This window comes from Endozoicomonas sp. Mp262 (genome assembly GCF_025643335.1).
In the GTDB taxonomy this organism is placed as follows: domain Bacteria; phylum Pseudomonadota; class Gammaproteobacteria; order Pseudomonadales; family Endozoicomonadaceae; genus Endonucleibacter.
Genome location: NZ_CP092489.1, coordinates 1,982,472 through 2,003,322, shown reverse-complemented (window position 1 = coordinate 2,003,322; position 20,851 = coordinate 1,982,472). Strand labels below are relative to the sequence as shown.

At 47.0% G+C, this 20,851-nt stretch carries 19 protein-coding genes; 6 read left to right on the top strand and 13 right to left on the bottom strand.

The features are described 5' to 3' along the window. The first annotated feature begins 57 nt into the window (after nucleotides 1–57). The gene (locus MJ595_RS08770) at nucleotides 58–432 is read left to right on the top strand and encodes a hypothetical protein (protein ID WP_263082080.1); all 375 of its coding nucleotides are present in this window, start codon (nucleotides 58–60) and stop codon (nucleotides 430–432) included. 248 nt (nucleotides 433–680) lie between these two features. Here MJ595_RS08770 and MJ595_RS08765 read toward each other — a convergent pair whose 3' ends face one another. Next, the gene (locus MJ595_RS08765; RefSeq protein ID WP_263322478.1) at nucleotides 681–1,943 is read right to left on the bottom strand and encodes a malate dehydrogenase; all 1,263 of its coding nucleotides are present in this window, start codon (nucleotides 1,941–1,943) and stop codon (nucleotides 681–683) included. A 313-nt stretch (nucleotides 1,944–2,256) separates the two neighbouring features. Beyond that, nucleotides 2,257–2,472 (bottom strand): 50S ribosomal protein L31, encoded by a 216-nt coding sequence (gene rpmE / locus MJ595_RS08760; protein ID WP_263082078.1) that lies wholly within the window; start codon nucleotides 2,470–2,472, stop codon nucleotides 2,257–2,259. Nucleotides 2,473–2,788: 316 nt separating this feature from the next. On the opposite strand from rpmE, the gene MJ595_RS08755 reads away from it, so the two are divergent. Further along, nucleotides 2,789–5,053 carry a primosomal protein N' gene (locus MJ595_RS08755; RefSeq protein WP_263082077.1) on the top strand — a complete coding sequence of 755 codons (2,265 nt, stop codon included), beginning with the start codon at nucleotides 2,789–2,791 and terminating at the stop codon, nucleotides 5,051–5,053. A 4-nt stretch (nucleotides 5,054–5,057) separates the two neighbouring features. Here MJ595_RS08755 and MJ595_RS08750 read toward each other — a convergent pair whose 3' ends face one another. Both MJ595_RS08750 and MJ595_RS08745 read right to left on the bottom strand, forming a co-directional pair. Beyond that, nucleotides 5,058–5,822 (bottom strand): DUF2059 domain-containing protein, encoded by a 765-nt coding sequence (locus MJ595_RS08750; protein WP_263082076.1) that lies wholly within the window; start codon nucleotides 5,820–5,822, stop codon nucleotides 5,058–5,060. 80 nt (nucleotides 5,823–5,902) lie between these two features. Further along, nucleotides 5,903–6,613 (bottom strand): 16S rRNA (uracil(1498)-N(3))-methyltransferase, encoded by a 711-nt coding sequence (locus tag MJ595_RS08745; protein ID WP_263082074.1) that lies wholly within the window; start codon nucleotides 6,611–6,613, stop codon nucleotides 5,903–5,905. Between the two features lie 564 nt (nucleotides 6,614–7,177). On the opposite strand from MJ595_RS08745, the gene MJ595_RS08740 reads away from it, so the two are divergent. Then, nucleotides 7,178–8,653 (top strand): hypothetical protein, encoded by a 1,476-nt coding sequence (locus MJ595_RS08740; protein ID WP_263078329.1) that lies wholly within the window; start codon nucleotides 7,178–7,180, stop codon nucleotides 8,651–8,653. Nucleotides 8,654–8,959: 306 nt separating this feature from the next. Beyond that, nucleotides 8,960–10,549, top strand: a complete 1,590-nt coding sequence (locus MJ595_RS08735; protein ID WP_263082072.1) for a hypothetical protein — start codon at nucleotides 8,960–8,962, stop codon at nucleotides 10,547–10,549. Here MJ595_RS08735 and MJ595_RS08730 read toward each other — a convergent pair. Next, entirely contained in the window at nucleotides 10,546–10,827 is a 282-nt protein-coding gene (locus MJ595_RS08730) for a hypothetical protein (protein ID WP_263082071.1), read from the bottom strand. The two genes, MJ595_RS08735 and MJ595_RS08730, sit on opposite strands and share 4 nt — an antisense overlap. A gap of 141 nt (nucleotides 10,828–10,968) precedes the next feature. Between MJ595_RS08730 and MJ595_RS08725 the strand changes: the two genes are divergently transcribed. Then, nucleotides 10,969–11,103 carry a hypothetical protein gene (locus MJ595_RS08725; protein ID WP_263082070.1) on the top strand — a complete coding sequence of 45 codons (135 nt, stop codon included), beginning with the start codon at nucleotides 10,969–10,971 and terminating at the stop codon, nucleotides 11,101–11,103. A gap of 25 nt (nucleotides 11,104–11,128) precedes the next feature. Here the strand turns inward: MJ595_RS08725 and tatC are convergent, their stop codons facing one another. From tatC to ubiE, 6 genes are all read right to left on the bottom strand, one after another. Continuing rightward, nucleotides 11,129–11,887, bottom strand: a complete 759-nt coding sequence (gene tatC, locus MJ595_RS08720; RefSeq protein WP_263082069.1) for a twin-arginine translocase subunit TatC — start codon at nucleotides 11,885–11,887, stop codon at nucleotides 11,129–11,131. A 6-nt stretch (nucleotides 11,888–11,893) separates the two neighbouring features. After that, complete coding sequence (gene tatB, locus MJ595_RS08715; protein WP_263082068.1) at nucleotides 11,894–12,295, bottom strand: Sec-independent protein translocase protein TatB; 402 nt, start codon at nucleotides 12,293–12,295, stop codon at nucleotides 11,894–11,896. Nucleotides 12,296–12,311: 16 nt separating this feature from the next. Next, complete coding sequence (tatA, locus tag MJ595_RS08710; RefSeq protein ID WP_263082067.1) at nucleotides 12,312–12,536, bottom strand: twin-arginine translocase TatA/TatE family subunit; 225 nt, start codon at nucleotides 12,534–12,536, stop codon at nucleotides 12,312–12,314. Nucleotides 12,537–12,897: 361 nt separating this feature from the next. After that, nucleotides 12,898–14,490 (bottom strand): ubiquinone biosynthesis regulatory protein kinase UbiB, encoded by a 1,593-nt coding sequence (gene ubiB / locus MJ595_RS08705; protein ID WP_263082066.1) that lies wholly within the window; start codon nucleotides 14,488–14,490, stop codon nucleotides 12,898–12,900. Between the two features lie 73 nt (nucleotides 14,491–14,563). Next, on the bottom strand, nucleotides 14,564–15,211 hold the full coding sequence (locus MJ595_RS08700) for a hypothetical protein (RefSeq protein ID WP_263082065.1): 648 nt from the start codon (nucleotides 15,209–15,211) through the stop codon (nucleotides 14,564–14,566). After that, the gene (gene ubiE / locus MJ595_RS08695) at nucleotides 15,208–15,969 is read right to left on the bottom strand and encodes a bifunctional demethylmenaquinone methyltransferase/2-methoxy-6-polyprenyl-1,4-benzoquinol methylase UbiE (protein WP_263082064.1); all 762 of its coding nucleotides are present in this window, start codon (nucleotides 15,967–15,969) and stop codon (nucleotides 15,208–15,210) included. The genes MJ595_RS08700 and ubiE overlap by 4 nt, the downstream gene beginning before the upstream one ends. A gap of 116 nt (nucleotides 15,970–16,085) precedes the next feature. On the opposite strand from ubiE, the gene MJ595_RS08690 reads away from it, so the two are divergent. Then, nucleotides 16,086–18,731 carry an Eco57I restriction-modification methylase domain-containing protein gene (locus tag MJ595_RS08690; RefSeq protein WP_263082063.1) on the top strand — a complete coding sequence of 882 codons (2,646 nt, stop codon included), beginning with the start codon at nucleotides 16,086–16,088 and terminating at the stop codon, nucleotides 18,729–18,731. Between the two features lie 128 nt (nucleotides 18,732–18,859). On the opposite strand, the gene MJ595_RS08685 is transcribed toward MJ595_RS08690, so the two are convergent. Both MJ595_RS08685 and MJ595_RS08680 read right to left on the bottom strand, forming a co-directional pair. Then, complete coding sequence (locus tag MJ595_RS08685; protein WP_263082062.1) at nucleotides 18,860–19,516, bottom strand: PAS domain-containing protein; 657 nt, start codon at nucleotides 19,514–19,516, stop codon at nucleotides 18,860–18,862. Nucleotides 19,517–19,534: 18 nt separating this feature from the next. Further along, entirely contained in the window at nucleotides 19,535–20,815 is a 1,281-nt protein-coding gene (locus tag MJ595_RS08680; RefSeq protein WP_263082061.1) for an L-serine ammonia-lyase, iron-sulfur-dependent, subunit alpha, read from the bottom strand. Nucleotides 20,816–20,851: the final 36 nt, after the last annotated feature.

The following is a 20,851-nucleotide window of genomic DNA, read 5'->3' as shown; positions in this document are numbered from 1 at the left end:
AAATATTTCATATGTCAACTATAGTTACTTTAGATTCTGATATGGTATTTATTAAACATGAAAAATTCACTACTTTTATTAGTTATTTTATTAGGCTGTATTCCTGCTTCCTACGGACTAAAGATTCATAAATTCCCTAAAATCCATAAAGATGCTTATGGCTTTATTCCCGATACAGATGAAGAAATGGAAACCATAAATTATTTTTATTGCCTTACCAGGAAGGTATATATAAACGATACCCCATGCACAGCCTATATTCCTTGGAATCAAAATAAAAACAAACCTGTTATTCCTCCTATGTTTTATCATCATGTCCAAAAAGTGGATAAAGCTATAGGAACACTAAAATACTACAATATTTGCATAAATTATCTAAAATACAAAAAATGTACTACATACCAGTGCAACCGCGTCCACCTTCAACTATAAATTGAAAATGCGGACGAGTTATTGGCTAAGTTCATAGCAGATCAACAGTTTTTGGGATGCTCTAAAGTTGGTGCGGGGATATAATAAGGAGTTTCAGGACAGTCCACAAATTTTTGTTGTAATACCAATTCTTCTAACCAATACCATAAAGGGCATGGCAACCTGGAAAAAACCTTCTCGCCCAAGAAGCTATTCCAAGCAACAAAAAAGGGCCTTCAGGCCCTTTTTTTCTGTTCTACGAACAGGTTTTAAATATCATCCAATGATTTCAGCGGGTAGTGCGCCGGATACTCGGCCCTTGCCACCCCGGATTCTACAGCTGCCTTGGCCACAGCAGATGAAACAGCACCCAGTAGTCTTGGGTCAGTGGGCTTTGGAATAATATATTCAGGACCAAAGTTCATTTCGATACCTTCGTAGGCATCACGAACTTCCTGAGGCACTGGCTCTTTAGCCAGTTCCCTGATTGCATTAACGGCCGCAATCTTCATTGCCTCGTTAATCCGGCTTGCCCTGACATCAAGCGCACCACGGAAAATAAACGGGAAGCCCAGAACATTATTCACCTGGTTTGGATAGTCAGAACGACCTGTAGCCATAATAAGGTCAGATCGAGCACTCTTGGCAAGTTCAGGACGAATCTCCGGATCAGGGTTAGCGCAGGCAAATACAATGGGGTTTTCAGCCATTGTCTTGAGCTGATCGGCAGATAGCAGGTTAGGCCCGGAAACGCCCAGGAAGGCATCAGCACCCACAATGGCATCATCCAGTGTCCGGCACTCGGTATCCACGGCAAAAAGCGCCTTATACTGGTTAAGGTCATTTCGCTGCTTATGGATCACGCCCTTGCTATCCAGCATCAAAATATTTTCAGGCTTGAAGCCACAGCTGATCAGCAGTTTCACACAGGATATAGCCGCTGAACCAGCCCCCAGGCAAACCAGCCTGGCCTCTTCAATCTTCTTACCGGCTATTTCCAGGGCATTCAGCATACCGGCAGCCGTAACAATGGCTGTTCCATGCTGGTCATCATGGAATACAGGGATGTTACAGGCTTCGATCAGGCAGCGCTCAATCTCGAAACACTCTGGAGCCTTGATATCTTCAAGGTTTATACCGCCAAAAGTGCCAGCAATACGCTTGACTGTATCAATAAAGACCTGGGGAGTTTCTGACTCAACTTCAATATCGATGGAGTCAACGCCTGCAAAACGTTTGAACAATAAGGCCTTGCCCTCCATAACCGGCTTACTGGCCAATGCACCCAGATTACCCAGGCCCAGGATCGCAGAGCCATTACTGATCACGGCAACCAGGTTGCCTTTGCCCGTATACTTGTAGGCATTCTCGGGATCGGCTGCAATTTCCCTGACGGGTTCAGCAACACCCGGGCTGTAAGCCAGGGAGAGATCCCTTGCGGTTTCAGCGGGCTTGGTCAATTCAATAGAAATTTTTCCCGGCTTTGGACTTGAATGATAATCCAAAGCCGCCTGTTTCATATCCTTGGACATATTTTTGGCGGCAAACATTTGAATGGGTTAAAAAGGCAGAATATCCGATGCGGAAAAGGCGAACAAGCGTATAAATGGTAATAGTAAAAGTATATTTACAGGTATAGCCCAATAATAACGTCTAAAAAAACCAGGCTATATTGATAGCCAGTGCCATTGAGCTACTCATACTGGCAGGAAATCTGGGTTAACCCGCCTTATTATTGCCACTTTACCAGTGTCTATAGAGTCAGGATTCTGCCGCTGTATTTATCAGATAAAAAAAAGGGTGCCTGAGAAAATCGCAGGCACCCTTTTTGCTAGCTCATCCCTCTTACTTGCGGGTGCTGAGCTTGCCAAAACGCTTGTTAAAGCGCTCGATACGACCGCCAGTATCCATTACCTTCTGAGTACCAGTGTAGAAAGGATGGCACTTGGAGCAAACTTCAATGCTCAGGTCCTTGCACAGAGTAGAGCGAGTCTGAATCTTGTTTCCGCAGCTGCAGGAAACAGTGATTTCTTCGTAGTTTGGATGGATTTCCGGCTTCATTGAGTATTCCTCATACAATAACGCACACCGCCACCTTACCAACAAAGGCACCGTATGCTGAATTCACCAGCAGATTCAGAGGCCTTAAATTTAAGGCATCCCTTTCAAGCTGACAAAAAGAGGGCGAATCATACCAGAGTCAGCCAGTCAAACAAACTGCTTAAGTCAACAAAGTCCCCTTACAGTTACGAGGAAGATATACACCCGTGTAATAGTGCCTGGCCGAGCCGGGTATATAACCTCGCTATCAACAGAACCTGTTCCCAGGGAATCGTCTACAGGTACAATAAAGCCCTAGCCTGGAGCCTGATGACCCATGACAACCACTGAACCTGAAGCAATTTCACCCGGTACTGCCACTGCACGTTTTTTTGTTCAGGTTGCTATCCCTTCCCCATTACGGTCACTCTTTCACTACCTGCCCCCAAAAGAAAGCTGTCTCAGTCAGTTGATACCGGGAGTCAGGGTGGAGGTGCCCTTTGGCCGCAGAAAAGTGGTTGGCGTGATCGTTGCCATAGACCGTCACTGTCCAGTTGCAGAAGACAAGCTTAAATCAGTCATCACCCTGCTGGATGATCTACCCGTTATACAGCAACCCATACTAGCTCTGTGTCGCTGGACAGCCCATTACTATCATTACAGTCTGGGGGAAACCTTATCCCAGGCACTGCCCAAGGCTTTGCGGCAGGGCAAAGCTACCCCCAGCCAGACAACCACTTTCTGGCAGCTGGCAGCACCCGTTACAGAATCCATTAAAGCCAGCCTGAAGCGTAGCCACAGACAACTGGAAGCACTATGTCTTCTGGATAATGCCGAAGGTGAAGGCCTTTCTGAAAGTCATCTGCTGGAATCAGGTATTAATAAAACCATTTTAAGAAATCTGGCAGACAAGCAACTGATTGCCTGTACAGAAGCCATCACTACTGCCCGGCACTTTACCCAATTTACCCCGATTTGCAGGGAGCCCTCCCTCACCCTTAACCACGAACAGCAATTTGCGCTGGATAATATCCTGACTCACCAGAACGCATTTCACCCGGTATTACTGGATGGCATCACCGGCAGTGGCAAGACAGAGGTCTACCTTCAGGCCATTGAAGCCTGCCTGAAAATTAAAAAGCAAACACTGGTCCTGATTCCGGAAATCGGCTTAACCCCTCAAACCGTCAACCGCTTCAAAAAGCGCTTTAATACCCCGGTATTCAGTTTGCACTCAGGACTCAGTGATGGCGAAAGACTGGAAGGCTGGCAACAGGCCGCCAGTAAGTCTGCCGGTATTATTATTGCCACCCGATCCGGGATTTTCACACCGCTTCCCAGCCTTGGGTTAATCATTGTTGATGAAGAACATGATGCCTCCTACAAACAGCAGGATACCCTGAGATACAACGCCAGAGACCTTGCTATCTATCGGGCCAGCCAGGCTAAGTGCCCGGTTATTCTCGGTTCTGCCACCCCGTCCCTTGAAACCTATTACAATGCCATTAGTGGGCGATTTGGACACTTGTTCCTGAAAAAAAGGGCAGGGCAGGCAGCCCCTCCCCATATGGAGTTAATAGATCTTCGCCAGCATTCGTTAACAGATGGACTGTCCCGGGACTTGTTGGCACAAATCACTGTGCACCTTAACAAGGGCAATCAGGTTATGGTCTTTCTTAACCGTCGGGGTTATGCACCTTCTGTCATTTGCCACGAGTGCGGTACAGTTATTGACTGCCCTCACTGTGATGCCCATATGACCATTCACCGACAGCCACCCTATATGCATTGCCACCACTGTGACCATAAAACCGCTATTCCCTCCCACTGCCCTTCCTGTCAAAGCCCTAATATCCAACCTGCCGGACAGGGTACCGAGCGCACAGAACAGGCACTGACAAAATTATTTCCCGGCTACCCGGTGATAAGGGTGGATAGGGACACCACACGTAAAAAGCATGCCCTGGCAGAAATGCTGAAAACCATCAACGCAGGCACTCCCTGCATCCTGCTGGGCACTCAAATGCTGGCTAAGGGTCACCACTTTCCTTCCGTCACCCTGGTGGCCATACTTAATGCGGACTCGGGACTGTTCAGTGCTGACTTTAGAGGATTGGAAAGAACCGGACAGCTCACGGTGCAGGTGGCAGGACGTGCTGGCCGTAGCAACAAGCCCGGTCACGTGATTATTCAAAGCTACAACCCTGAACACCCAGCGCTGCAAATACTGGCAAATAATAACTATACCCATTTTGCAGAGATGCTACTCAAGGAAAGAACCAAGCTAAGCCTGCCCCCGCTGACCTATCTGGCACTGATTCGGACAGAAGCCACCCATACCAATGACTGCGAGCGGTTACTTCAACAGCTAAGGCAGGTGCTTGAGCAAGTACCCACAGATCCACCCATTAAACTACTAGGCCCTATCCCAGCCCCTATGGAAAAGCGTCAGGGCCGGTTTCGCTGGCAATTAATGATTCAATCCTCCCGGCGCTCCATGCTCCATAAGGTCATTAATCATGCCTCGTACTTTTTAGAACAGGCTAAAATCTCACGAACCGTCCGATGGAGTATTGATATTGACCCGCAGGATATGAATTAAGCCCCTAAAGCATTCGGCCAATAGCCAGCACCTGCCCCCTCTGAAAATTCTGCATGGCAGAACTGCGGGCAAATTCCAGATAACGGCGGATTTCCTGATCTGAAAGACTACGGTAGGTATAAAAGAAAATGCTTTTCATCCGCTCGGACATGGTTCGCCGGATGGCTGGTTTTTCCCTGGCCTTAAGTGCCTGTGGAGGACGCCTTGCCCCTTCATTTATCACCGGCATCACTTCCAGTAAGATCCGCCGGGCACCCACAGAGGCTGTGGCAGCCAGCTCAGTGCCATGTTCAACAACATCCAGGGCAACCATGAGTTCTTCGATAAGGGCTGTCCGGCTTGACCGGGGCAGCTGCCTGGATAAACGCTCTTCAATATAGGCCTGGATACGAGGCGCATTAAAAGGATTATTGGCGATGGTTTCCAGCTTAAGGATTTTTTGTCCAAGGGGCGAGTTATACCACTCAACCAGTGCCAGCAACTCATCCACTGTCAGCGCCTCATCCAGGGTATTCATCATGGATACCCTGAAAAAAAGCGGGCTATAGCGAACCCTGACCACCTGGTTAACCGTATCCAGTACTTTATCTGGCAAGGTATATTCTGAATAGTCCAAGGTCATACTGGACTTTATCCAGTTCAACTGACGCTCAAGTTGTGCTTGCTCATACAACTCATCAAGCAGCACCCCCTTATCCGATGCCGGCGCTGCTGATGCCGCTAGCAGCAATACTCCCAGTACGACAAAAAATCCCTTTTTGTCTATCATTGAGTGATTGCCTACCTTTGCCCTTGGCAAATTAAATGGCGAAGTGTGAACATCTTTTAGTCAAGATACTCTTTCAGCCATCAATCGTAAAGTTTACTCACCAGAGCCGTAACTGCTGTTTCCACCCGGAGTATTCTTGGCCCCAGATTAATCGCCTCAAATCCGGCTTCTTGAAGCTTAGTCACCTCATAGGGAATAAAGCCCCCCTCAGGCCCTATGGCCAGAACAGCCGGTTCAGCTAACTGTCTGGGACACTCTTTTCCACCAACAGGGTGGGCAATCAAGGCTTTCTTTCCTTTTACCATTTCAGGAAGCCGGTCTTCTACAAAGGGCTTGAAACGCTTCTCAAGAATCACCTCCGGGAGTACGGTATCTCTCGCCTGCTCCAAGCCCAACAGTAGTTGCTCATGGATTTTTTCATCCCCAAGCCAGGGAGACTGCCAAAAGCTTTTCTCCACCCGGTAACTATTCATCAACACAATTTTTTTAACACCTAATGCCGTGAGATGCTGCAAACAACGCTTCAGCATTTTTGGCCGGGGTAAGGCCAGCAGCACGGTCAGGGGTAAAGCGGGCGGCGGGGAACTTTCCAGGGACACAGTCAGCTCCAGGGAACTATCCCCAAGCCTGATGATTTCCCCACTCCCCATGTTTCCATCCAGCAGTCCCACCTTCAGGCTATCCCCAACCTGAGCCCGGTGCACCTCCTGAATATGCTTAAACCGCCGGCAATCAAGCCTGACAGTAGTATCATCTATAAAATCATCCGGGGTTAATAACAGTAGATTCATTCAATAGCCATAGGTGGAAAAGTACCACCCTCATCATCCAGAGGTAAAAAAAGGGGATATTCTCACCTATTGGAACCATAAAGGACAAAATTTATAGAGATGGGGAGTTCATTCCGCTCCCAACGCCCTGAGGTTGTCTTAAAATTTTATATTTTCTCCATCACCACCCTGTACAAGGACTGTATAAGATTCATGGGAAGGTGAATTTCTCAACTCGCATCATACGTACGGTTAGATTGCATAGCATTCCTCTGAAAAATCAGAATAGGAATTAATAGAAAGTTTCACTAATTCAACCGCCAACGGTAATTTCGTTAAAAGAAATAACAAAAAATTTACTAATCAATATTAACAATAATTGAAAATATAAAAACATTTATTACGTTAATATAACAGAAAGGAAAAAACATGATTTCAACAATAGCATTTCATTCAAAAAACAACATTGCTTTATTTATTAGGGTGAAAGTCTCAAATTGACCGAGCTTCTTCAGCTTGCCAACCGGGGAAAGTAGTAGGCAGCTATTTTTTCAATGCTTAAACAGAAGGCAGCCAATCACAGGTATGATGTTGATAGCACACAACACCTTGCCAGTGAGAGGCCGCCCCATGGAAGTATGTCAGCTACGGACTGAAGCCGCCACCATTTCTTGTGATGCGATTCAACGGTTAGGCCACCAATTGCAGGCTCTGCGAGAGTCTGGCAATCCTATCAGGCACTTTGAAGAGTTTGAGCAGACCGTTAATGCTCTCTTTAATCAAGCTCAGCAAGATTTTTTAGCAGAGGCGCTGGCTGAGCTTGATATTGATACCCCAGCTATTGAGGTCAGCGGGATCACTTATAAGCAGGTGTTGCGCAGTTATAAAACCTACCAGACAGCGGTTGGTTCAGTCCGGGTTATGCGAACACTTTACCGTAACGGCAAAGAGCCGTGTATCGTGCCCATGGAGTTGAAAGCCGGGATCGTGGAAGGCTTCTGGACGCCTCGGGCTGCAAAGCAAGCTGCCTGGGTTGTTGCTCAAATGTCTCCCGGTGAAGCAAAAAGCCTCCTTGATCTCATGGGAGGTATGTCTCCCTCAGAAAGCAGTCTTGCTCGTTTCCCCAGGCAATTTAATACTCAGTGGGAACAGCACCGTGAGCCTTTTGAAGAGATGCTTATTGAGAAACTTAACGTGCCCACCAATGCGGTCACAGTAGCCGCCTCCCTGGATGGCGTTATGCTGCCCATGAAAGATGGCAAACGAGTAGAAAAGCGAGCCAGGAGCGCTTCTGAAGGCAAACGGACTCAAGGGCCAACAGGTTGCAAGGAGGCCAGTTGCGGAACTTTGTCGTTTTACGATCAACAGGGGGAGCGTTTATCAACAGTCCGCATAGGACGAATGCCAGAAACTAAAAAACTCACACTCAAGCAGTCTTTGTCAGCACTATTGCAAGAAGCGTTGCGACAAAAGCCACAGCTGTCACTGGTCAAAGTCGCTGATGGCGCCAAGGACAACTGGTCATACCTTTCCCGGGAACTACCAGCGGGTGTTGAGGTTATTGATTACTACCACGCAGCCGATCACCTGAAGAAAGCATTTGACCAGGCTTATGGAGAAAACAGCATCAAGTCCAAAGAAAAGTTTGTCACTTACCGACACGTCCTCAAAGAGGAACTTGATGGGGTTGAGCGCATTATTAAAGCCCTGGCTTATCAGCATAAAAAGCATCCGCGCCGCTCAAAATTAAAGACCGAGCTGGAGTATTTCAGAAAAAATCGCCAGCGTATGCGCTATGCTGAACACTTGTCGAATAACCTTCCGATCGGCTCTGGTGTGGTAGAGGCAGCCTGTAAAACCTTGGTTACCCAGCGGATGAAGTGCTCAGGTATGCGCTGGAGAAATCCGGGTGGTCAGGGCATATTGACGCTTCGGTCATTAGTTCAGAGCCACTGGTTTGAAAATGGCTGGAAGTTATTTGCTGCAACTTATTGCGAGAAAGTCACCAAGGCTGCTACAAGCAATGTCATACCATTCCCTGAGAAAGGTGGCAGTGTTTAGTTGTGGTCAATATGAGACTTTCACCCATTTATTATTTTAACCCTTTCTTCTTTTTACACCAATGCCGTCATTACCAAATACTATAATATTGATGGTCTTGCTCCAGATCTTGAAGTTAAATTTAACGAAGCTGATCCCTGTTCAATATGCCAAGATAGTTTTAACGATCCACAGGTACTCCCTTGCGGGCATTCGTTTTGCCGGGAATGTATAGAGGATGCAGAGCAAAGAAAAAAAGAATGCCCAACATGCAGAAAAAGATATAGAGTAGATGATCGAACACCCAACTATGCTCTACGAGATGCTGTGGCTATTTCATCAGGCAAGTGTCCGTTATGTAATGGCAATTTTTCTGATGAAGATATGGAGTCTCATTTAAAAAGTCATACCAACGACTATTTAACACCAGAACAAAGGGAAGAAATAAAACAAAAAGCAATGACTGAGTCAATTGCAAGCACGCTTGCTCAACTATCCCTTCACAGTCAAAAAAACTCCCAGCAGGAACAAGCCTTCACCTCTCTGTCGGACGATACTGCCTATTCCATGCCTGATCAGGAAGAAGTGCTATCTCCTCAGGCTGCTGAAGAAAAATATCAAGGAATATGCCTTTATGTAGAAAATGCAAATAACTGGGGCATGCTCTCTCACAGCCAAAAAGCCATAGACCTCAGTACAGGAAAAGAGCGCATGGCTGGCTTTAGTTATGAACTTGAAAACAGCACAAATAAGTGGCTTCCCAATATACAATTTACACTGCAAGTCACCCCTTTCCCACAGCCCTATAAACCTGGAAGCCCCCTTACTTTTTCCTCATCCATGCCCACAACCGGAAAAGACCCTGCGTTATCACCCAAAGATGCCCAATATCTTGGCTCTGCTATCGCCCGCTCATTAGGCCGTTCCACACAAGAGGAACACATTATCGCCGACATAAATCGACAACGTATAGAAACCTACCACCTTGTCAGCTACCAGAAAATGAGTGATCCTTATACACTAGAGGTGGTGCTAGATGAAGAACTGATAACTGCTTTATCTGACAGGGCCTGCCAACCCATACGATTTCTTATGGCTTATCATGCTCAGCTGCCCGATGGTACACAGTATACGAGCTATCAAACAATTAAAGCGGCGGAAACCACCACACTTAAACAACAAAAAATTCAGCTTGAACTGGATCCTGCAGGACATATTCTTGAAAGCACTCATCTCACCCACCAGCAGGAACAACAAATAGGACTTGCTCTTCAAGCAGCTCCCCGAAAAAGTATTCATAACACAGTGCACTTTTTTATAACGATTATAGCTATAAGACAAAATGAAATACCCTGCCTAAATGATACTAATTATGTACATGGCGCTTATGCACAAAGGATTTCAACATTTTCACCTGATAGAATAGGTAGCAGAATTCAAACAGATTCAGGTAGACCTGTAGCTCATGGTAATTTCTGTTTCACTACGTCACGGGAGGGACAATCTACGCCATCTATACAAAATAGCCGTTGGGATGATATAGATCGATACAATGTTGCTGATGGAATGGCTTCTTCTCGCTCCATAGAGACTGATTCTATACGACCTACTCCCAAAACAACACCTGCAACTGATCAGAAACAATCAAAAATAACAACCCATATGACATGTAAAATGAAATCCCTGTCGCCCTGCATACGAAAACTTCAGGAAGAAACTGTCATAGGCCAGTGCTGTAGTGTTGGAACAGGCGTTATCATCCATTTGGAAACCATTCTTCAAACCAGAGACTGCACACCTGAGTCAGTACTGGAAGAAATGTTCACTTTACATGAAACCCAATCCCAACAAGCATTCTCATTTGCCAGTAAAAGAAAGGAAAGCAAGGACAGTGACAACTCGGCTGATACCTACTAAAGCAGAGCAATACCGCGGCGGTAGTCATCCACAGCCCGGTCGATTTCCTCAAGGATTCGATTTAATGCATGGTTCGAAAAGCGGTCGCTGTTAACCAGAATTTCAGCTCTTAAGTCATCCACTTCCTCGAAGGTTTCCATCATAATAACTTCAAGGTTGGCGAATTCCGGATCAGTCAGTAAAAGCGACAGGCTGCTTAGCACAACGTCCACAGGCGGATCAAAGGGTGATGCTTCTGAAGACTCGCTGACGCTACCGTGGTTACGGGGATAAGACATACTCCCTCCCTGAATTGCTTGCTATCCCTTAATTAAACTTAGCTTATGACGCTGTTACCGCCAGCTGACAAAAGAGTGTCGCTCAACCTGAATCAGGCTTTGTAAAGGGTGAAGCAGTCAAGATATTGAAAGGGAAATAGCATGACACTGGTGGAGTGCGTTCGGAATTATACCGTTGGGAATAGCCGCTACGGCAAAATAACCGAGGAAATTCCTGACGTATTCCTTAAGCGAAGCCATTTGCGCCCAGCCATGAAACTACAGGCTTTTGGCTGAGCACACGAGCAAACGTTGATAACCCCTAGCTCACTTCAGCTTCATCTCTTTTTTTAATCAATCGGGACAAAAAGACACCTGACTCAAAAAGAAGCCACATGGGAACCGCTAACAGGGATTGGGAAATAACATCAGGGGGGGTCAGAAACATCCCAACCACAAAGCAGCCAACCACAACATAAGGTCTTTTCTTGGATAATTTATCCACTGTTGTCACTCCCGACCAAACCAGGAGTACCGTGGCTACAGGAATTTCAAAAGCCACCCCGAATGCAAAAAACAGTTTCAAAATAAAATCCAGATAACGATTAATATCCGTCATAACCGTTACTGAATCAGGCCCTACTGTTGTAAAAAATGAAAAGATCAGGGGAAAAACAACAAAGTAGGCAAAAGAGATCCCCAGATAGAATAAGAAAACACTGGCTATCAGCAGGGGTATCGCCAGACGCTTTTCATGGCGATATAACCCCGGTGAAATAAATGCCCAGGCCTGGTGCAGAATAAAAGGGATGGCAACAAAGAGTGATAATACAATGGTCAGTTTGAAGGGTGCCAGAAAAGGTGAAGTTACTTCAGTGGCGATCATACTGCTACCCGCTGGTAGCTGAGCTCTTAGAGGCTCTGAGACCAAAAAGTAAATATCATTGGAAAAATAAAAAAGTCCTGCAAAGACAACCAGTACAGCAACCAGGCTTTTTAGTACCCGGCTTCTTAGTTCCAGAAGGTGCTGAACCAGCGGCTGATCTCTGTCCAGCCCCGTCTTTTTCTGTTTGTCGGTCATATCAGTTTACAACTTGCCTTTACCAGGAGCACTGGTTTCCATTGCAGCATCTGTCTGCCTGGCTATTTCTGCATGCTCCGCAGCTGAATCAGTGGCCTGGCTTACGCGCTCTGCTTCCTTGGCAGGTGTGTTAAGCTGTGCAGCCTCTTTCAAATCCCTGAGTTCACTCTGAAGCTTATTACGCGCCTTATTCAGCTCACCCATGACAGCTTCGTTATGAAGCTGGCGCTTGATTTCATCCGCTCCAATTTCCCGCTCAAGTTCTTCCTTAACCGACTGAAAGCTGCGACGAATCTTACCAACCCAGTAGGCCGTTACTTTAATAGCCTGAGGCAGGCGCTCTGGCCCCAGCACCACAAGCGCAATGGCTGCAACCAGCAGCAGTTCTGTAAAACCGATATCAAGCACGATATTTCACTCAATTTTATAGTTGAGATTTATCCTTTGAGACACTCACTGAGTCAGCCTCCAAAGGCTTTACCGGCTTACTGGTGTTTTCATTCTCTTCTGTGTCTATTGCTTTTTTAAAGCCTTTAACAGCTCCGCCCAGATCGGTGCCAATTGTCTTTAGCTTTTTGGTTCCGAACAGTACAATGACAATCAGCAAAATAATCAACAGTTGCCAGATACCAATACCGCCAAATCCCATGAATAGCTCCTATACCTCCAGGGGAGGTTCTCTATACTGCAAGTAAATTTTATTCTGCCCTGAATGGGCACGCCATTAAATCAGGGCAAGGCATACAGCACATCATCCCTTGTAAACACTCACCATAAGAGTTGGCAGGATGATCAGCATGAGTACCCATGGTAAAACAGGCGACCTGTCCAGAACCGGATACCCACTCCCAACTACAAGCCGGGTACTTAACAGATATATTACAGAAATTCCATACTATTCTTTATCAGGTTTCTCCGTAACTATCATTCGGCTCATGCCGTCCCAGTAAGCTTTGATCAAAAAAACAGCCCAGCCCGGATATTTCAGGTTTCAGTTACCTTGCAGACTACTACTGCGCTAATAACCAAACCCCAATCCCTCCCAACAGAATTCCGGGTGCTGACAGGGTTGAGGCCACCGCAGGAAATAACAGGGCACCGGCAGCTATAACAACCAGTCCAACCCCCAGCACCCGCACTCGTCCGGAACGTTTTTTCGCTTCTGACTGCAGCTCAGCCAAATGCTGTTGCTGCTCTGCCACCAGCCTCAGACTGGCAACAGCCTGATGGGCCAACCCGGGAGCATTGAGAAGCCAGTCAGCACTGCTCTCCCTCAGTGAGCGCACTACAGTTGATGGCCTCACCTGATCCTTCATCCATTCTTCCAAGAATGGCTGTGCCGTACTCCAGAGATCCAGTTCCGGATAGAGTTGCCTGCCCAGGCCCTCAACATTCAGAAGGGTTTTCTCAAGCAGTACCAACTGGGGCTGCACTTCCATATTAAAACGTCTGGCTGTTTGAAATAGCCTTACCAACAATTGACCAAAAGAGATATCCTTTAAGGGCTTCTCAAAAATGGGTTCGCAGACAGTTCGGATAGCTGCTTCCAGTTCCCCCACCTTGGTCTCCTTCGGCACCCAGCCTGAGTCAATATGCAGCTGGGCCACCTTGCGGTAATCACGCCGGAAAAAAGCCAGTAGGTTACTGGCAAGGTAACGCTGATCTTCAGGTTCCAGTGTACCAACAATGCCACAGTCAATGCCGATGTAGCGGGGTTCCGCCGGATTGTCCACATCAATAAAAATATTTCCCGGGTGCATATCAGCATGAAAAAACCGGTCACGAAAGACCTGGGTAAAGAAAATCTCAACCCCTCTCTCGGCCAGTTTCTTCATATCGGTACCGCGGGCCCGGAGAGTCTCGATATCCGATATGGGTATACCATGAATCCGCTCCATCACCATCACAGGATGACGGCAATAATCCCAATACACCTGTGGAACAAAGAGTAGGTGTGAGGCCAAAAAGTTCCGCCTTAGCTGGGATGTATTTGCCGCCTCCCGGAGCAGATCCAGCTCATCCAGGATGGTTTTCTCATAGTCAGAGACAACCTCCATTGGCCTTAAACGCCGGGCATCCCTGAACAGCCTGACCAGAACCCTGGCAAAAAGGTACATTAATTGAAGGTCTTTACGAATCACCCGGTGAATACCAGGCCTGATCACCTTCACCACCACCTCATCACCGGAATGCAACCGGGCTCCATGCACCTGGGCTACAGAGGCGGAGGCAAGGGGTTGCCGGTCAAAGCGCTCAAACAGCGTACCCACATCACTGCCGAGGCTTTTTTCAATGATATCAATGGCTTGATCTGCCGAAAAAGCAGGCACATTGTCCTGCAACTTAGCCAGCTCATCGCTGATATCATCAGGAAGGAGATCCCGGCGTGTGGAAAGAATCTGGCCAAACTTGATAAAAATGGGGCCCAGAGCCTCCATTGTCAGCCTTAACCGTACACCTCTGGGTGCATCATTTTTTATCAAATAGCGCCAGGGCAACAGCCGAAGACATATTCTTAATGGCAAAGGCAACCGATCCGGTTCAACCAGGTTATCCAACCGGTTGCAGGCAATGGCACTGATAATCTTAAACAAACGGGTCAACTGCTATACCCCTGATTCCCGGTCATTTTACTGAGAAGAGCCGCTATTATCCGGCAATAATAACGATCCAGACTTAAGGCTTTTTAGCTGCATTATTTACTAACCGTTCCAGGTTATCCACTGCATACTGCAACTCGGTAACATCAGAGGAAAAAGCCTCCAGTTCATTGCGTGAAGGCAACAACCGGAGTTCTTCCTGCAAATACTCTCCCAGATTATCTGCCGCCACGGTCCGCACCTTTTCAGCCTGCCTGGAAGCAAAGCGAAAGCCTTGTGCCAGCATATGCCCGCCAACATCCCCGAAACACCGACAAAGCAATGCCTCCCAGTCAAGCTCTGCCGAACGGTGTGCCTGGCTAAGCTGTTCCAGAATATCTGGATCCCCCCCGCTTTCCAGACCGGCCACATCACCAATATCCAACGCCCGGTTTGAAGCCAGCTCCGTAAACGCCACCAAAGTTCCCTTTATCGACGCATCAACGCTTCCTTCATGGTAGCCAGCCAACCTGACCCCCGATGCTTCCAGGTAGAGGTAGCATTGAACGTCGGGTTCAAGACAGTGTATCTCCACTATCCGTCCTTCCATGACACCAAGCTGACGCACAATAACAGGGTCCAACCCGATAATGGCATTGAGCTGCTTTTCCAGAAGGGCAAGCACTGCTGTTTTTATGGCAGGGTCACCGAACAACCCGCCACCAATAAAAGGTGGTTTTATCAAGGCTTGATTCCTTTATGGAGGGCAACAATCCCCCCCGTCATATTGTGATAGCCCGTATTCACAAAACCTGCACCCTTCATCATGTTTTCCAGCGTTTCCTGGTCAGGATGCATCCGAATACTTTCAGCCAGGTAGCGATAGCTCCCGGAATCGCCAGCCACCAGTTTGCCAATGGCGGGCAGCAAACTGAATGAATAGGCGTCATAGGCTTTGGTTAACAGGGGATTATTGGTTTTCGAGAACTCCAGAATCAACAGGCGTCCACCGGGCTTTAATACCCTGCACATAGAACGAAGTGCAGCATCCTTGTCGGTGACATTTCTGAGGCCAAATGAAATGGTAATGCAGTCAAAGGTGTTATCTGCAAAGGGCAGGCACTCCGCATTGGCCTGAACAAAATCAATATTCCCTGTCATCCCCTGGTCGAGAAGACGGTTTCTACCCACCTTAAGCATGGAGTCATTGATATCAGCCAGCACCACCCGCCCGGTATCGCCCACCAGTCTGGCAAATTGCCTGGCCAGGTCTCCGGTTCCCCCGGCAATATCCAGAACCTGCTGCCCGGCACGCACAGCTGACAGCTCTATAGTAAAGCGTTTCCAGATCCTGTGTATGCCAAATGACATCAAGTCATTCATCACATCATAACTGTCTGCCACAGAATGGAAAACACCGGCCACCATGTTTTCCTTCTCTCCCCGGGGAACCTGCCTGTATCCAAAATGAGTTGATCCACCCTCTTTTTCACTACCGGCCATTGAAACCCTCCCCGAAAAACTGGTTATTCCACCACTATACTGTACAGCGGCATCAAAAAACCTGCTCATTGTAATGGGAAAAAACAGCGGGTGTAAGAGCTTCCCATAAAGCTTGTGTGACAAGGCATAAAGGCAGTAAGGTCAAAGTATTCTATCTTTGGATGATCCGCCACCAGGAATCAGAGTGTCAACAGAGGTCTATTTTGTACTTCGGGCGACTGTTAAAGTGGGTCATAATAACTCTATTTCTGGCCGTATTTGGGCCCAACCTCTATGCAGATCGAGTAAAACTATTGAGTATTCTTGCGGAAGCGGATGACTTGCGAGTTAAGGCTAACTCCCAGCTTAATCCCGGAATGAAATCATCACTTGGCCAGTTTTTTACAGCAGCACCAACGAGCCTTTACATGGCATCGTTATTTGACAACATCAGTGGTCAGGTACGACTTCTCGACCCTGGCTGTGGGCCAGGATCTCTAACCGCCGCTTTTGTTGATGAAGCCATCAGTAGAGGAGGCGTCCAGTCCCTTCATATTTCTGCACTGGATATTGAGCCACAGATCAAATTCCATATTGAGCAAACGCTTTCTTTCTGTACCCGCATGATGAATAAGGTCAGCATTGATGGAAATATGGAGTTTTCCCTCAGGGATTTCATTCTTTCAAGCCAGCAGGCAGAGAAAGGACGGTATTCTCATGTCATAATGAACCCACCCTATAAAAAAATTCCTGCTACTGGTTCCCATCGTTTAGCTTTGAGAAAAGCTGGCATTGAGACAGTTAACCTTTATTCAGGCTTTGTTGCCCTTGCTATACAACAATTGGCTAAAAATGGTGAGTTAGTTGCCATTATTCCTCGCTCATTTTGCAATGGAGCCTATTATCAATCATTTCGAAAAATGATCCTAAGGGATACGGCTATTCGTCATATCCACCTGTTTGACAGCAGGGTAAATGCTTTTTCTCATGATAAGGTATTACAAGAAAATATTATTGTTCACCTTGTGAAAGGCGCCAAACAGGGAGACGTTGTCATTACAACAAGTCCATTGGCAGACTTTCATATTGACAGGTTATCAGGTTCTGTCACTGCCACGGATATGACGACTCGGACAGTGGCTTTCGAACAGATTGTTAACCCTGAGGATAACGAACAGTTTATCCATATTGCTGCAAACGAGAGAGATCAAAAAGTTATTGATCGTATTTCGACCTTTACTCATACGCTTGATGATCTTGGAATCAAAGTATCCACCGGTCCCGTGGTTGATTTTCGATTAAAGGAAGACTTACGTGACAATATAGAAGCTGGCGCTGTGCCGCTAATCTATCCCATACACTTAAACGGTGTATTGCAGTGGCCAAAAAACTCCAAAAAGCCCAATGCCATAAAGATATCTGATCGATCAAAATCATGGTTATGGGAACATAGTGGCAACTTTATCGTAGTTAAACGGTTTAGCTCCAAGGAAGAAAAACGCAGAATTGTTGCCACTTTTTATGATAGTTCACTACCCGGCGAACTTATTGGCTTTGATAACAAGCTCAATGTCTTCCACTGTAACAAACGAGGCATAGATAAACATTTAGCCACTGGACTTTTTATTTACCTTAACAGCTCGTTACTGGATAGCTATTATCGGCTGTTTGGAGGGCATACTCAGGTCAACGCCACTGATCTGCGCAATATTCACTACCCCAGTGCAGAAGTCCTCAGGCGCATAGGAGGCCAAGCAGCAAAGAAACCCTTAACCCAGGTTGATATTGATAACTTAATTGAGATGGAAGTAGTTGCAATGACAGGAGAAGAAGATACCACACTCGCTGCACAAAAAAAGATTGATCAGGCGCTTGAAATTCTAACTCTGCTAGGGATGCCGAGAGAGCAGCAGAATGAACGCTCTGCTTTAACTCTTCTGGCATTATTAAACCTACAACCTAATGGACTATGGACAGATCTTGCCAATCCAATGATTGGGGTTACCCCCATTATGAACTGGTGCCGTGATATTTACGGAAAGGAATATGCACCCAACACCCGCGAGACTTTCAGAAGACAGACACTCCATCAGTTTGTAGATGGTGGTCTGTGCTTATATAACCCAGATAAACCGGATCGCCCAGTCAACTCGCCAAAAGCCTGCTATCAAATAGCGGAAGCACTGCGCCAAGTATTAGCTACTTTTGGAACCTGCCAATGGGACAGAGCTTTATCGAATTGGTTAAGCCAACGTGAAACCCTTGCAGCACAATATGCAATGGAACGTGAAAAACAGATGATTCCATTAACGCTGGATGATGGCACAGAGATTAAGCTGAGTCCTGGTGATCATAGCCAACTTATTCATGATATTGTGGTTAAATTTGGGCCTGTGTTTGCACCTGGAGCAGAGGTTATTTATCTCGGGGATACTGGAGCCAAGGAAGACTTTTTCAAAAAGAAAAGGCTTGAAGAGCTGGGAGTTGTAGTTGATCGAAAGGGTAAATTACCTGATGTGGTTCTTTATTGGGCTAAAAAAGACTGGTTATTGCTAATTGAGTCCGTTACATCCCATGGGCCTGTTGATGGCAAAAGATATGGAGAGCTTTCCAGGCTGTTCAAAAAGGCTAAGCCCGGGTTAGTCTATGTCACTGCATTTCCTGACCGGCAAACGATGGCTAAATATTGTTCTGCTATTTCCTGGGAAACAGAGGTTTGGACAGCAGATTCACCCACACATATGATCCACTTTAACGGGGATAGGTTTTTAGGGCCACACTAATAAAGACCATCATAAGAAAGAATTGAGATAGGCTAGCTGAAATATTACGCAACTTTATCTTGCCTGGAATCAGCTAGCCTACCGAAATTACAGAAATAGTGACCTAAAAGAGTCAATAAACTTAGCGCCTAATCCCGCCCCTTTAACTCTCGCAGGTGGCGGTAGACTGTATGGTGACTAATGCCCAGATAGTCAGCAACAAATTGAATGGCTTCCTTCAGCTCAAATATACCCTGCTTCAATAACTGTTCAATGACCACCTTGTTTTTTAATGAAGGTAGAGTCTGCTCATCGGCTTCAACCGCAGCACGGGTTCGCGCTACTGCCCTGTGGAGCAGTTCATCCAGGTTCCTGGCAAAATTCTCAGGGCTATCATCACGGCAGGGCATAGAGGTTGGATGCGGAACCATAGCTCCTACCACCTCCTGAAAAGGAGCATCCAGGTTTGTGTTAATGCAAAGCATGCCAATAGCGAGTCCATCGCCATTACGAATAATAGTGGTCACAGACCGAAGCAGTTTCCCATCTATTGTCCGGGTGTAATAACCGGGTGTTACATCCTGTCCTTCCAGCAGCTTACCCATAGCCAGGTCAGTGACAGGCGCTCCCTCAGAGCGACCTGTGACGTGTCCGTTGGCAACCTTGACAATACAGGGATTACTTTTATCCAGACCATGCAGCACCACTTCAGTATGGCCGCCGGACATAGCGGCAATACCCTCAACAACCGGCTTCATGGCTTCAAGAATCGCCTCATCAGCCGGTGTTAAATTAATCAAACCCATTGTTCACCACGTAATCTGTCAGGCTCTCATAATGTTGATAATGGTTTCATCGGTTGATGACATGCCCGAACTGATCATCTGACCTACATTCTTTATAGTATTCTCTACATCGCCTGCGATGATGCCCTGTTGATTGACTGCTGAGCCATTGAGTGCCATCAGGCATGACCGGATTGCAACACCAGAGGATGTCGCTACTTTCATTGCACAACTTGACTTGGCCCCATCACACACCATACCGGAGCAGTCACTCATTACATTTTGCATGGCATGGCAGCACTGCTCAAAAGAGCCACCACTAAGATAGGTCATGGCAAAAGCCGAGGCTGCACTGGTCACTGAGTTACCACAAAATGCGGACAGGGGTGGGTAGTGTGACTTAATGTAAATAGCCATCAAATGGCTCATGGCCAGCGCCCTGGCCTGCACGTCTTCACTCACTTGCCTGAAACGTGCCATCTCCACAACCGGCACAGTGGCCGCAATACCCTGGTTGCCGCTGCCGTAGTTACTCATGGCAGGAAGGGGAGCGCCGCCCATCCTGGCATCAGAAGCTGCCGAAGTATGCATCACAATACGGTTGCAAAGGTCTTCACCGAGAACACCCTGCCCCATATGTTCCTTCATGGTTCTACCCACCTGCAGTCCATATTCATTGGACATGCCTTCTCTGGAGAGCGCACAGTTCAGCTCAGCCGCCTGGTTCATAAAAAGAATCGCCCGGGCATCCACCTCCGTAGCGAACTCATAAATGCCCTTAATACTGATATCAACGCCATCACAGACACACTCGGTACTTCCGGCACATGAATCACATGGGTCAAGGCTAAACACGGTCTTGCCATTGAGCGCCTTGCTCACAACACGGGTATGCCCACCACTGATTTCCACCCTGGCACTATTACCTTGTGCTTCTGCTATGGCCTGGCAATAGATAAACACATCAGAGGCAACCGCGTTAACCTCAACCCGCCCTTCATCAATGAGCCTTTGGGCTTTAATAACATCGTCTTCAGTAATATTTTTAAGAACTTCCAGCCCTTTACCCGGTTCACCCGCCACAGCACCAGCTGCCGCTGCAATATAGAGTCCCTTACGCCCTGTTCCTGGCACAAACACGCCCATGGCGTTTTTATACAGGTTCTCGGAAACTCTGACGGTTAGTTTTTCTGGCGGAGCACCCAGGGTCTCAACAGCTAACGCCGAAGCCAAGGCTGCTGAAATAGGCTCAGTACAGCCCAGGGCAGGCTTAACAACTGAGTTAATAATTTTTATATATTGCGACCACTGTGGTTTCAAGGCAGAACTCCGGAGACTTTGATTTCAGGGAACCGG

Excerpts from the sequence above, each read along its gene's own strand:
- MJ595_RS08730 (WP_263082071.1), bottom strand. The coding sequence starts at position 10,827 with ATGTCTTATCCCCGTAACCACGGTAGCGTCAGCGAGTCTTCAGAAGCA.
- rpmE (WP_263082078.1), bottom strand. The coding sequence starts at position 2,472 with ATGAAGCCGGAAATCCATCCAAACTACGAAGAAATCACTGTTTCCTGC.
- MJ595_RS08765 (WP_263322478.1), bottom strand. The coding sequence starts at position 1,943 with ATGTCCAAGGATATGAAACAGGCGGCTTTGGATTATCATTCAAGTCCA.
- tatC (WP_263082069.1), bottom strand. The coding sequence starts at position 11,887 with ATGACCGACAAACAGAAAAAGACGGGGCTGGACAGAGATCAGCCGCTG.
- MJ595_RS08755 (WP_263082077.1), top strand. The coding sequence starts at position 2,789 with ATGACAACCACTGAACCTGAAGCAATTTCACCCGGTACTGCCACTGCA.
- MJ595_RS08740 (WP_263078329.1), top strand. The coding sequence starts at position 7,178 with ATGATGTTGATAGCACACAACACCTTGCCAGTGAGAGGCCGCCCCATG.
- MJ595_RS08770 (WP_263082080.1), top strand. The coding sequence starts at position 58 with ATGAAAAATTCACTACTTTTATTAGTTATTTTATTAGGCTGTATTCCT.
- tatA (WP_263082067.1), bottom strand. The coding sequence starts at position 12,536 with ATGGGATTTGGCGGTATTGGTATCTGGCAACTGTTGATTATTTTGCTG.
- MJ595_RS08745 (WP_263082074.1), bottom strand. The coding sequence starts at position 6,613 with ATGAATCTACTGTTATTAACCCCGGATGATTTTATAGATGATACTACT.
- MJ595_RS08750 (WP_263082076.1), bottom strand. The coding sequence starts at position 5,822 with ATGATAGACAAAAAGGGATTTTTTGTCGTACTGGGAGTATTGCTGCTA.
- MJ595_RS08725 (WP_263082070.1), top strand. The coding sequence starts at position 10,969 with ATGACACTGGTGGAGTGCGTTCGGAATTATACCGTTGGGAATAGCCGC.
- MJ595_RS08685 (WP_263082062.1), bottom strand. The coding sequence starts at position 19,516 with ATGGGTTTGATTAATTTAACACCGGCTGATGAGGCGATTCTTGAAGCC.
- ubiE (WP_263082064.1), bottom strand. The coding sequence starts at position 15,969 with ATGGCCGGTAGTGAAAAAGAGGGTGGATCAACTCATTTTGGATACAGG.